Here is an 11,421-nt window from a genome sequence, read left to right on the forward strand (position 1 = left end):
CCGTCTCTATTTGTACGAAAAAGGGCTAGGATAATTATCCTAACCCTGCATCGTATGTTTTTACGATATGATGTCTACGATAACGCGCTTCTGGGATTTGATGGCCGCTGACGTAACGACGGCGCGAATTGCTTTCGCAATCCGTCCCTGCTTGCCGATTACCTTGCCGATATCATCGGCGTGAACCGACAGCTCGTACACCGTACCTCGGTCATCCTCTCGCTCATTCACGCGCACGTCCTCTGGATGATCCACTAACGCCTTTGCGATGACAAGAATCAATTCTTTCATTTCAAGGCCCTCCGCTGTTCAACAGTTATTTCTGTTGCTTAAGCTCATGGAACTTTTTCAGGACACCTGCTTTGGAAAGCAAGTCGCGAACGGTATCAGATGCTTGAGCACCTGTTTGCAGCCATTTCAAAGCTTTCTCTTCGTCGATCGACACTTGAGCCGGTTGAGCAACCGGGTTGTAAGTACCGATTTCTTCGATAAAGCGACCGTCACGTGGGGAACGGGAGTTAGAAACGACAACGCGGTAGAATGGAGCCTTGTGAGCACCCATACGTTTCAGACGAATACGTACTGCCATGGAAATTCACCTCCTTCGGTTAATCAACTGCGCTTTATATCGGTTAGAACGGGAACTTAAACCCTTTTCCGCCTTTGCCAAGCATGCCCTTCAGACCTTTCATTCCGCCTTTTGGACCTTTAGGTCCCATCATGGACGAGAACTGCTTCATCATCTTGCGCATGTCTTCGAATTGCTTGATAAGCCGATTGACTTCCGTAATCGACGTGCCGCTGCCCGCTGCTACGCGTTTGCGGCGGCTGTGGTTCAGTAGCTCCGGCTTTTGCTTCTCCGCCTTCGTCATTGAGCGGACAATCGCTTCAACGCGGTTGATCTGCTTCTCGTCCACCTTCAGATCCTTCATGTTTCCCTTCATCTTGTTCATGCCGGGCAGCATATCCATCAGCTGATCCAACGGACCAAGATTGCGGATTTGCGCCATTTGCTCAAGGAAGTCGTCGAACGTAAATTCGGCGGTCCGCATTTTCCGTTCCATCTCGGCCGCTTTATCGGCATCAATGTTCGCTTGCGCTTTCTCGATCAGGGACAGCATATCTCCCATCCCGAGAATCCGGGAAGCCATCCGGTCCGGATGGAACGGCTCAAGCGCATCGATCTTCTCGCCCATCGCAGCGAACTTGATCGGCTTGCCGGTTACCGCTTTGACGGACAATGCCGCACCGCCGCGCGTATCGCCGTCAAGCTTCGTCAGAACGACACCCGTTAGCTCTAACTGGTCATGGAAGCTCTGCGCAACGTTTACCGCGTCTTGACCGGTCATCGCGTCAACGACGAGCAAGACTTCATCGGGCTTCACGTTCTGATGAATTTGCTTCAGCTCTTCCATCAGCGCTTCATCGATATGCAGCCTGCCCGCGGTATCGAAGATGACGTAATCGTTGTGGTTTTCTTTCGCATGCGCCAGGCCCGCTTTTGCAATCTCAACCGGTGAAGTCTGGTCGCCAAGCGAGAATACCGGGGCGTTAATCTGCTCGCCAAGCACTTGCAGCTGCTTGATCGCCGCGGGACGGTAAATGTCGCACGCTACGAGCAGCGGCTTGCTATTGCCTTTTTGAAGCAATTTGGCCAGCTTGGCTGTAGTCGTCGTCTTACCCGCACCCTGCAAACCAACCATCATAATAACGGTAGGAGGCTTGTTCGCTTTTGCAAGCTTGCTTTGCGTGCCGCCCATCAATTCCGTTAACTCTTTGTTAACGATGTCGATGACGACCATGCCTGGCGTAAAGCTCTTGGAAACATCCAGGCCAAGCGCCTTCTCTTTCACTTTGGCGATAAAATCTTTGACGACCTTAAAGTTAACGTCAGCTTCGAGCAGCGCAAGACGTACCTCGCGCATCGCCTCGTTCAAGTCCTCTTCCGTTACTTTGCCTTTGCCTCTCAGCTTGCTGAACACATTTTGCAATCGGTTCGTTAAGCTCTCAAATGCCGCCATGATTCGTCACCTCCGTCACATCATAATTTCGGTCTTCGTCAATTGCTCTATGTCTTTTAGAAGATTTTGCTTATAAGTAGGATCGATTGGCAGCTCGGCAACCTTCCGTTCCAGCCCTGAGGCAAGCTGCTGCATGGTTTCATGCTTAGCCAGCAGATGAAGCTTGGCTTCATAGCCCTCAAGCACCTGCTCCGCCCGCTTCACATGCTCGTAAACGGCTTGCCGGCTGATGCCGGATTCGGCTGCGATCTCGCCAAGCGAGTAATCGTCGTGAAAATAATATTTTAAGAAGGTCCGCTGTTTCTCCGTGAGCAGCGGCTCATAGAAATCAAATAATAAGTTGATGCGTGTTGTCTTGGCTAGGGCATCGGGTTCATGTATGGTCATCCGCTCAAAGCCCCTTTCCAAATCATCCGTCAAGCAAAAAGCCTTGACAGTGTCACAACGTCTCTTATCTTACACGATCGCCGTTGGCACTGTCAAGCTTTTGTCCTTGTCACTTATTTAATTTGTTTCGGACTGTTCTTCTTCACGCTGGATCAGCCCAGCAAACAAGGCATGAACGAACTGCTCGGAGTCGAATTCCTGAAGGTCCGTCATCTTCTCGCCAAGACCAACAAGCTTCACCGGCAGGTTTAGTTCATTGCGGATGGCGATAACAATGCCGCCTTTTGCCGTACCGTCGAGCTTGGTCAGAACAAGCCCGGTAACCCCGCTCTTTTCGCCGAAGAGCTTCGCTTGGCTGAGGGCGTTCTGGCCCGTTGTCGCATCTAGCACCAGCAGCACTTCATGCGGAGCATCCGGAATTTCGCGCTGGATAACGCGGAAAATCTTGTTCAGCTCCTCCATCAGGTTAGTCTTGTTTTGGAGACGGCCGGCCGTATCGCAGAGAAGGACGTCAACGCCGCGCTGCTTTGCCGCTTGAACCGCGTCAAACATAACCGCGGCCGGATCGGAACCGGATTGCTGCTTGATCACGTCAACGCCAACGCGCTGCCCCCATACTTCGAGCTGCTCGATAGCCGCCGCACGGAATGTGTCGCCCGCCGCCAGAAGCACGCTTTTGCCTTCGCTTTTGAATTTATGGGCGAGCTTGCCGATCGTTGTTGTCTTGCCGACGCCGTTAACGCCAACGAACAAGATAACGGTAATGCCGCTTTTCGCCATTTGAAGACCGGGGTTCTGCTCCCCCTTCAGCAAACCGATCAGCTTTTCCGACAGGATTGGCTGCAGCTCGGCTGCCTGCTCGATTTTACGCTTCTTCACTTCGGCGCGAAGCTCGTCAATCAAGGTCATAACCGTATTGACGCCGACATCGGCACCGATGAGAATTTCCTCGAGCTCCTCGTAGAACTCCTCATCGATTTTTTTGCGGCGCGTAATCAGCTCTTCGACCTTCTCGACAAGGGCAACGCGCGTCTTGGTCAGACCTTCCTTGAATATCGTCGTTACCGCTTCGGTTTTCGAAGCGATGCTTTCCTTCAGCTTTTTGAAAAAACTCATTCGGGTTCAAGTCCTCCATCCTATTAGGCCGCTATTTATGCGGATTCCTGCTCTTCCGCGTCTTCTTCCAGGCGCACGGATACCAGCTTCGATACGCCGCCTTCCTCCATCGTTACGCCGTACAGGACATCGGCTTCCTCCATCGTGCCTTTGCGGTGCGTTACGACAATAAATTGGGTAAGTCCGGAGAACTCGCGCAAGTATTGGGCGAAACGGGCAACGTTCGCTTCGTCGAGAGCCGCTTCTACCTCGTCCAGCACGCAGAACGGCACCGGCTTCACCTGCAAGATGGCAAACAATAAGGCGATAGCCGTAAGCGCCCGCTCACCGCCGGATAGCAGCTGCAGGTTTTGCAGCTTTTTGCCCGGAGGCTGAGCCACGATATCAATCCCCGTATCCAGGACCCTCTCCGGATCAACCAATACCAGGTCGGCCCGGCCTCCGCCAAACAACTTCGCGAATACGACCACGAAATGCCTGCGGATCTGCTCGAAGGTTGACCGGAAGCGATTGGACATCTCTTCGTCCATCTCGCGGATAACCTGATACAAGGTGGTTTTGGCTTCAACAAGATCGTCCTTCTGCTCGGTAAGGAATTCGAAACGCTCCCTTACGCGTTCATACTCTTCGATGGCGCCCAGGTTGACGTCGCCAAGCGCCGTAATCTGGCGCTTGATATCGCGGACGGCGTTTTGCGTGCCTACGATATCCTCGGGCACCGGATACTGCTCCTTCGCTAGTTCAAAGCTAAGCTCGTATTCCTCGCTCAGCTTGCGGAGCAGGTTGTCCAACTCGACATCGAGGCGGTTAGCCGCGATCTCGGTCTGGCGCATCTGCTCTTCCACCTGACGAAGCTGTCCGCGCTGTTCCTTCGTATCGCTCTCGCCTTGCTCCAGCTCCTTCACCCGGTCGGCACGGGCCGAACGCTTCAGGTCCGTCTGTTCCGCGCATTCCTGCTTCTTCAGGCGCAGATGGTTCAGCTGCTCGATTTGGGCGACCGTCTCCTCGCTGTGACGCTCCGCTTCCGCAGCCTGCTGGCTATACAGATTGCGGTAGTTGGCGAGTTCCTGCTTGGCGCGCTGAATATCGGCGCGGACGCGAGCCGCCTGATCCTCGAAGGATTGCTTCTCCTGATCGGTCTTCGCGACGGAAATTTTCAAATCCGTCAACTGGACCTGCAGCTCCTCCTTCGCCGTCTCGCTTGCCTTGCGGCGCTCTTCAGCCAGCCTGATCGCTTCCTGCAGACGTGCTTCGTCCGCAGTCAATTGCTCAAGCCGAACCTCGGCTTCCGCCGCCATATTCTGCATCGACTGCTGCTCCGCTGTATGATTCGTGCGGTCTGCGGTGAACAGCTGCTCTTGTTCGCTAAGGTTCTTGGCTTCATTGTTCAGCTGCTGCAGCTCGGCGCGGACCTGCTGCTCGTCAATCCGGAACTGCTCGGCCTGCGAGCGAAGCTCCTCCATGTTTTGCGAGAGGATGGACTGCTCCTTGCGGATATCGCTTAACTTGTCGCGCAGCTGGGCGATTGTTTTCTCGCCCTCGGCGATCTCTTGATCCAATGCTTCAATCTGGCGCTGACGGCCAAGCAAGCTTGCCCCCTTCTTCTGGAGGCTGCCGCCCGTCATCGAACCGCCGGCATTTACGACATCGCCTTCCAGCGTCACGACGCGGTAGCGGTATTGGCATTTGGATGCAATACGGTTGGCTTGCTCTAGCGTTTCGGCCAAAAGCACGTTACCGAGCAAATTTTGAATAATCGCTTCGTAACGCGGTTCGCAGGATACCAAATCCGCCGCAACCCCGACAAAGCCGTCAACCGACTCGGCCATCCGCTTTTCGTGCTCGGGAACATGACGGCCCCGGATAACGTCTAGCGGCAGGAACGTCGCACGGCCAAGCTGGCGTTGCTTCAGGAAGGAAATTGCGCTTCGCGCCGATTTCTCGTCTTCCATAACGATATGCTGCAGGGCTCCGCCTAACGCGGTTTCCACAGCGGTCTCTATTCTCTCGGGGACTCGGACAAGCTCGGCCACGGCGCCGTGCACGCCGCTGATTCCTCCGGATCCGGAAGATCTGCGGGAAGCTTTAAGCACTTCCCTGACGCCATGCATAAAGCCGTCCAATGCGTCCTGCATTTCCTTCATCGTATCGCGCCGCGAGACTTGCGCATCGAGTTTCTGCTCCCATTTGCGCAGCGCGGCCGTAGCGTCCTCCGCGATTTGACCCAGCTCCTTGGCCTTTTCCGCTTGGTCGATATACTTGGTGCGCGCCTTGCCGATGGCGTCAAGCGTAGCTTCAAGCTGCTTCTCGAGCTCTGCTCTGCGGGCATTGAGCTTACGCTGCTGCTCCGCCCACTTTGCTTCCTCGTCGCTGAGGCGCTCCATGCGGCGCTGAACCGCTTCCTGCTGCTGGGCAGCGTAACGGATTTCGTTGCGCAGCTGAGCCATTGTGCTGAGAACCTCAAGCAACTCGCCCTTCAGCATTTCTTCGGCATCCGCCGCCGTACCGCCGGTTACGCCAATCAAATGATCTTCCTCAACGGCGAGCTTATGCTTGAGCTCCGCCAGCTGCAGCTCCAATACCGCGGCGCGATTGCGGAATTCCGCTTCTTCGCTGGTCAGCGCCGCGATTCTCTCGTCTTGTGCGGAAATCGTTTCTTCAAGCTGCTTTTTGTTTTGCTCCAGGTTCTTCTTCCGTTCCTTCAGAACCTCGCCGTAGCCTTCGCATTTCTCGTACTCTTCGCTGTAGTGAAGCATGTCCTCGTGAAGACGGTCGAGCGCTTCCTCCAGCTCGCGGAGCGCCTGACGGTCCTTCTCCAGATGGGCATCATGCTTGCTGACAACGGTAGACAGCTCCAGCTGTTCACGCTTCAAACGCTCCAGCTTGGCATTGGATTCCGACCAAGAGCCGTACACGTTTTCAATGTTATGTACGTACATCGAGATCTCCTGCGTCTTCAACTGCTCTTTAAGCTGCTTGAAGTGGATGGCTTTCTCCGATTGAACGCGGAGCGGCTCGACCTGGTCCTCCAGCTCTGTCACAAGGTCATGGATCCGGAGCAGATTATTCTCCGTATCCTCCAGCTTGCGCTGGGCTTCGCGTTTACGCGATTTATATTTGACAATGCCTGACGCTTCTTCAAAAATACCCCTGCGGTCTTCCGAACGGGTACTTAATATTTCCTCAATACGGCCTTGTCCGATAATGGAATAGGCCTCCTTGCCGATACCCGTATCCATAAACAGCTCGGTAATATCCTTTAACCGGCAAGACTGCTTGTTAATCATATATTCGCTATCGCCGCTCCGGTGGACGCGGCGGGTAACCGTCACTTCATTGTATTCAAGCGGCAGCGCCCCATCGCCGTTATCAAGCGTAAGCGATACTTCTCCATAGTTAACGGCCTTGCGCGCGTCGCTTCCGGCAAAGATAATATCCTCCATCTTGCCGCCGCGAAGGCTCTTGGCGCTCTGCTCGCCCAGCACCCAGCGGATGCCGTCCGATATATTGCTTTTACCGCTGCCGTTAGGTCCAACGACAGCCGTAATGCCGGTGACGAATTCCATTTCCGTCTTGTCGGCAAACGATTTAAATCCCGATAATTCTATCCGTTTCAGGAACATAACCTGGCTTTCACCTCATCGCCTATTGTAACACAACTTAACGCGGCTCGTTAACCTTTTACCCGCTGTAAAATCAGACTAGGTACCGAAGAAATGAAAAAGAAAAAAGCCTGCCGCAGATCCCTGACTTGAGTCCGCAACAGGCTTATTCCATTATTCCGTTAGCGATTGCCAAGCAACTGCCGCAGCACGCTGCTCCGCTTCCTTCTTCGTTCTTCCGCTGCCGTTACCGTAAGGAATGTCGCCGATGCAAACCTCGACGACAAATTCACGGTCATGGGCAGGCCCACGCTCTTCCATAATCCGGTATTCTACGGCGCCAAGCCCCTTGTGCTGGGCGCGCTCCTGCAGCTTGGACTTGAAGTCCTTCACCAGCAGGCCATAGTCATTGGATTCAATGTACGGGAACATATGCGTCTCAAGAAAAGCTCTTGTCCGTTCTATGCCGGCATCAAGGAAGATGGCTCCGACAAAAGCTTCAAACAAATCGGCAAGCAGCGCGGGACGCTGTCTGCCTCCAAGCTGCTCTTCGCCTCTTCCAAGCTGAATATGGGCGCCAAGCTCCAGCCGCTCCGCGAATTGAGCCAATGACGGCTCGCAAACGACGGATGCGCGCATACGGGTCAGCTCTCCTTCCGGACGGTTCGGATAAGCCGCAAACAAATATTCCGATACGAGGAGCTGCAATACGGCATCGCCCAGAAATTCCAGGCGTTCATTATGCTCGATCGTCCCGTGTTTATGCTCATTGACATAGGAAGTATGCGTAAAAGCCTGCTTCAGCAGCTTGAGCTGTTTGAAGCGAAGCTGCAGACGGGTCTGCAGCTCGTTAATGGAATCACGCTTCATAGACTTTCATCACGATCGTCGCGTTATGACCGCCGAAGCCGAACGAATTGGACAATGCCGTTCTGACATCCGCCTTACGCGGCGTATTCGGCACGTAATCCAGGTCAAGCTCGGGATCTTGATTCTCCAGGTTAATGGTAGGAGCAATAACGCCGTTATTGAGCGTAAGGCCCAAAATAACGGCCTCCACGCCGCCGGCAGCGCCAAGCAAGTGGCCTGTCATCGATTTGGTGGAGCTTACGGCCAGCTTATAAGCATGCTCGCCAAACGCTTTTTTGATCGCGCTGGTTTCGGAACGGTCGCCCACCGGCGTCGAAGTACCGTGAGCGTTGATATAATCAATCGCCTCTGGTTCGATTCCCGCGTCGCGCAGCGCTTTCGTCATGCAGCGTGCCGCTCCGTCCGGATCCGGCTCCGTCATATGGTGAGCGTCACCGCTCATGCCGTAGCCAATGACTTCCGCGTAGATGCGAGCGCCGCGCTTTTGCGCATGCTCCAGCGATTCCAGGATCAGAACGCCTGCGCCTTCGCCCATGACGAAACCGTCGCGGCCGATATCAAACGGACGACTTGCTTTCTCCGGCTCGTCGTTGCGAACGGACATCGCGCGCATCGAGCAGAAGCCGGCAAGACCCGTTGGACGGATTGTCGCTTCCGCGCCGCCGCAGATCATGACGTCGGCATCGCCGCGTTGAATCATCTTGAACGAATCGCCGATCGAGTGCGTGCCCGTTGCGCAAGCCGTAACCGCCGTGCTGTTCGGACCTTTCGCGCCGGTCAGCATCGAGACTTGTCCGGAAGCCATGTTCGCGATCATCATCGGAATGAAGAACGGGCTTACGCGCTTTGGACCTTTCTCGAGCAGGATGTTATGCTGGTCCTCCCAGGTCCCGAGACCGCCGATGCCGGAGCCCACGATGACGCCAACGCGCTCGGGATCGACATTGGAACCGATCTCAAGACCCGCGTCTTTGACCGCGCTTAAGCTGGCTACGGATGCGAATTGAACGAAACGGTCCATGCGGCGCGCTTCTTTTTTATCAAGATTGTAATCTTCCGGATTGAAGTTTTTTATTTCAGCGGCGATTTGAGTCGGATATTCGGATACGTCAAACGCTTCGATGCGCGATACGCCCGATTTCCCTTCCATCAAATTACCCCAAAACTGTTCCAGGTCTGCACCGAGCGAGGTAATAACCCCCATGCCGGTAACGACAACTCTTTGTTTCATTGTAAGATTCACCTCAAAGTGGACTGCAATTTAGATGCGTGCATCACATCTTCTATAGTAAAAAGCGTACAAGCTCATTCATAATATCATGATGATTCCGTGCTTCAGATGGAGAGAAGTCCCGTTTATTACAACGGGACCCTTGTTTCCTTACGTATGAGATTGTATGTAATTGACTACTTCTCCCACCGTGGTGATGGTCTCTGCATCTTCATCAGAGATCTCCATATCAAACTCGTCTTCCAGTTCCATGACCAACTCAACGACATCAAGAGAGTCAGCGCCGAGGTCATCTTTGAAGGAAGCTTCCAGCGTGACTTCCGCTTCGTCTACGCCAAGTCTGTCGACGACGATACGCTTTACACGTTCTACTACTTCGGACATCCGATTCACCTCCTCCTAGGGTATTATACGAGAATTTAAGACAAAACGCCATACGTAACCGTTGCATTTCCGGTCATTGCGGCGTGATGCTATCTTACATGTACATGCCGCCGTCAATATGGACGGTTTGGCCGGTCATATAAGAAGCAGCATCGGATGCGAGGAAGCGTACCGCTGCCGCAATATCCTCAGACGCGCCAAGGCGCGCAAGAGGGATTTGCGACGAAAGCGATTCCTTCATCTCGGAGGACAGCTTGTCCGTCATATCCGTTTGAATAAAGCCGGGAGCAATGCAGTTTACGGTAATGCCGCGGGAGGCAAGCTCGCGCGCGCTGGACTTCGTAAGGCCGATTACGCCGGCTTTCGCCGCCACATAGTTCGATTGACCCGGATTTCCGAGCACGCCAACTACTGAAGAGATATTAATAATGCGTCCGGAACGCTGCTTCATCATAGGCCGCGTAACCGCTTTGATTCCGTTAAAGACGCCCTTCAAGTTCGTCTCAATAACTTGGTCAAATTCCTCTTCTTTCATACGCATAATTAAATTATCTCTTGTAATGCCTGCGTTATTCACTAAAATGTCGATTGAACCGAATTGATCAACAACTTCCTTGACCATGGCTTCGAATTCAACGGATTTGCCAACGTTCGCCTTCAGAATAATAGCGCGGCGGCCAAACGCTTCAACCGCTTTGGCCGTCTCCGCCGCGGAAGCCTCGCTTCCGGAGTAGTTGATCGCTACATCGGCGCCAGCTTCCGCAAGTGCGACGGCGATGGCGCGGCCGATACCGCGGGATGCGCCCGTTACAAGCGCTTTTTTGCCTTCAAGACTAGCAAACATGGTATGCCTCCTCCAAGTTTTGCATGAGAACGATACTACAGTGTTTCCAAAGCAGCAATGCTGTTCACAGAGATGACGCGCAGATTTTTGTCGATTTTCTTGATCAGGCCGGCAAGCACGGTTCCCGAGCCGATCTCAACAAACGTGTCTACGCCTTGTTCGGCGAGATAACGAATGCTGTCTTCCCATAGAACAGGTGAATAAACCTGCTCGACCAGAAGATTGCGGATCGCTGCCGCTTCCGTCACCGGAGCAGCGGTTACGTTCGCCACTACCGGAATAGCCGCATCGTTCATCGCTACTTCCGACAATACGCCGGATAGCTTCTCAGCCGCAGGCTTCATCAGCGAGGAATGGAACGGACCGCTTACTTCCAGCGGAATGACTCGCTTCGCGCCGGCTTCTTCTTTGCCCCGCTCAACAACCGCTTGAACGCCGGCTGCCGAACCGGAAACCACGATTTGACCCGGACAGTTAACATTCGCCAGCTCAACCGTATTTCCTTCTTCCGTGATCTTCGAACATAATTCGGCCAGAACGCCGCGTTCCGCTCCAAGCACGGCGGCCATTGCGCCTTGTCCGCCCGGAACAGCCTGCTCCATGAATTCGCCGCGCGCACGAACCGTGCGGACCGCATCCTCAAAGCCAAGTACGCCCGCCGCAACCAGCGCGCTGTACTCGCCAAGGCTATGGCCAGCCGCGTAATCGGCCTTGAGTCCCCGGCCCTCGAGCGCCTTCAGCAGCGCAACGCTTACGGTCAGAAGCGCTGGCTGGGTATTCGCCGTTTGCTTCAGCGCATCGTCCGGACCGTTAAAAATAATATCGCTCAGCTTGAAGCCCAGCGCTTCGTCCGCTTGCTCGAATACAGAGCGGGAGCTTTCGAATGCTTCATAAGCGTCTTTGCCCATGCCGACGGCTTGTGCGCCTTGGCCGGGAAATACAAATGCTGTTTTGCTCAAATGAATT

At 54.2% G+C, this 11,421-nt stretch carries 11 protein-coding genes; all 11 read right to left on the reverse strand.

From position 1 onward, the window contains the following. Positions 1–60 precede the first annotated feature (60 nt). Positions 61–291 (reverse strand): KH domain-containing protein, encoded by a 231-nt coding sequence (locus EV294_RS08195; RefSeq protein WP_127499255.1) that lies wholly within the window; start codon positions 289–291, stop codon positions 61–63. A gap of 25 nt (positions 292–316) precedes the next feature. Further along, a complete protein-coding gene (gene rpsP, locus EV294_RS08200; RefSeq protein WP_132305691.1) occupies positions 317–589 on the reverse strand; it encodes a 30S ribosomal protein S16 in 273 nt (90 codons plus the stop codon). A gap of 43 nt (positions 590–632) precedes the next feature. After that, the gene (gene ffh / locus EV294_RS08205) at positions 633–2,021 is read right to left on the reverse strand and encodes a signal recognition particle protein (protein ID WP_127499257.1); all 1,389 of its coding nucleotides are present in this window, start codon (positions 2,019–2,021) and stop codon (positions 633–635) included. A gap of 15 nt (positions 2,022–2,036) precedes the next feature. Continuing rightward, positions 2,037–2,408: a YlxM family DNA-binding protein gene (ylxM, locus tag EV294_RS08210; RefSeq protein WP_208403219.1), complete on the reverse strand. Its 372-nt coding sequence runs from the start codon at positions 2,406–2,408 to the stop codon at positions 2,037–2,039. A 117-nt stretch (positions 2,409–2,525) separates the two neighbouring features. Continuing rightward, positions 2,526–3,524 carry a signal recognition particle-docking protein FtsY gene (gene ftsY, locus EV294_RS08215; protein WP_132305693.1) on the reverse strand — a complete coding sequence of 333 codons (999 nt, stop codon included), beginning with the start codon at positions 3,522–3,524 and terminating at the stop codon, positions 2,526–2,528. A 35-nt stretch (positions 3,525–3,559) separates the two neighbouring features. Next, positions 3,560–7,147 carry a chromosome segregation protein SMC gene (smc, locus tag EV294_RS08220; RefSeq protein WP_132305695.1) on the reverse strand — a complete coding sequence of 1,196 codons (3,588 nt, stop codon included), beginning with the start codon at positions 7,145–7,147 and terminating at the stop codon, positions 3,560–3,562. Between the two features lie 153 nt (positions 7,148–7,300). Continuing rightward, entirely contained in the window at positions 7,301–7,996 is a 696-nt protein-coding gene (gene rnc / locus EV294_RS08225) for a ribonuclease III (RefSeq protein ID WP_132305697.1), read from the reverse strand. Beyond that, positions 7,986–9,227 carry a beta-ketoacyl-ACP synthase II gene (gene fabF, locus EV294_RS08230; RefSeq protein ID WP_132305699.1) on the reverse strand — a complete coding sequence of 414 codons (1,242 nt, stop codon included), beginning with the start codon at positions 9,225–9,227 and terminating at the stop codon, positions 7,986–7,988. The genes rnc and fabF overlap by 11 nt, the downstream gene beginning before the upstream one ends. A gap of 150 nt (positions 9,228–9,377) precedes the next feature. Then, positions 9,378–9,611 (reverse strand): acyl carrier protein, encoded by a 234-nt coding sequence (acpP, locus tag EV294_RS08235; RefSeq protein ID WP_091181516.1) that lies wholly within the window; start codon positions 9,609–9,611, stop codon positions 9,378–9,380. Between the two features lie 94 nt (positions 9,612–9,705). Further along, on the reverse strand, positions 9,706–10,455 hold the full coding sequence (gene fabG / locus EV294_RS08240; RefSeq protein ID WP_132305701.1) for a 3-oxoacyl-[acyl-carrier-protein] reductase: 750 nt from the start codon (positions 10,453–10,455) through the stop codon (positions 9,706–9,708). Between the two features lie 35 nt (positions 10,456–10,490). After that, positions 10,491–11,414, reverse strand: a complete 924-nt coding sequence (gene fabD, locus EV294_RS08245; protein ID WP_132305703.1) for an ACP S-malonyltransferase — start codon at positions 11,412–11,414, stop codon at positions 10,491–10,493. Between the last annotated feature and the right edge of the window lie 7 nt (positions 11,415–11,421).

It is taken from the genome of Paenibacillus sp. BK033 (assembly GCF_004345425.1).
In the GTDB taxonomy this organism is placed as follows: Bacteria; Bacillota; Bacilli; order Paenibacillales; family Paenibacillaceae; genus Pristimantibacillus.

Coding starts and splice junctions, on each gene's coding strand:
- EV294_RS08195 (WP_127499255.1), bottom strand. CDS start 291: ATGAAAGAATTGATTCTTGTCATCGCAAAGGCGTTAGTGGATCATCCA.
- rpsP (WP_132305691.1), bottom strand. CDS start 589: ATGGCAGTACGTATTCGTCTGAAACGTATGGGTGCTCACAAGGCTCCA.
- ffh (WP_127499257.1), bottom strand. CDS start 2,021: ATGGCGGCATTTGAGAGCTTAACGAACCGATTGCAAAATGTGTTCAGC.
- ylxM (WP_208403219.1), bottom strand. CDS start 2,408: ATGACCATACATGAACCCGATGCCCTAGCCAAGACAACACGCATCAAC.
- ftsY (WP_132305693.1), bottom strand. CDS start 3,524: ATGAGTTTTTTCAAAAAGCTGAAGGAAAGCATCGCTTCGAAAACCGAA.
- smc (WP_132305695.1), bottom strand. CDS start 7,147: ATGTTCCTGAAACGGATAGAATTATCGGGATTTAAATCGTTTGCCGAC.
- rnc (WP_132305697.1), bottom strand. CDS start 7,996: ATGAAGCGTGATTCCATTAACGAGCTGCAGACCCGTCTGCAGCTTCGC.
- fabF (WP_132305699.1), bottom strand. CDS start 9,227: ATGAAACAAAGAGTTGTCGTTACCGGCATGGGGGTTATTACCTCGCTC.
- acpP (WP_091181516.1), bottom strand. CDS start 9,611: ATGTCCGAAGTAGTAGAACGTGTAAAGCGTATCGTCGTCGACAGACTT.
- fabG (WP_132305701.1), bottom strand. CDS start 10,455: ATGTTTGCTAGTCTTGAAGGCAAAAAAGCGCTTGTAACGGGCGCATCC.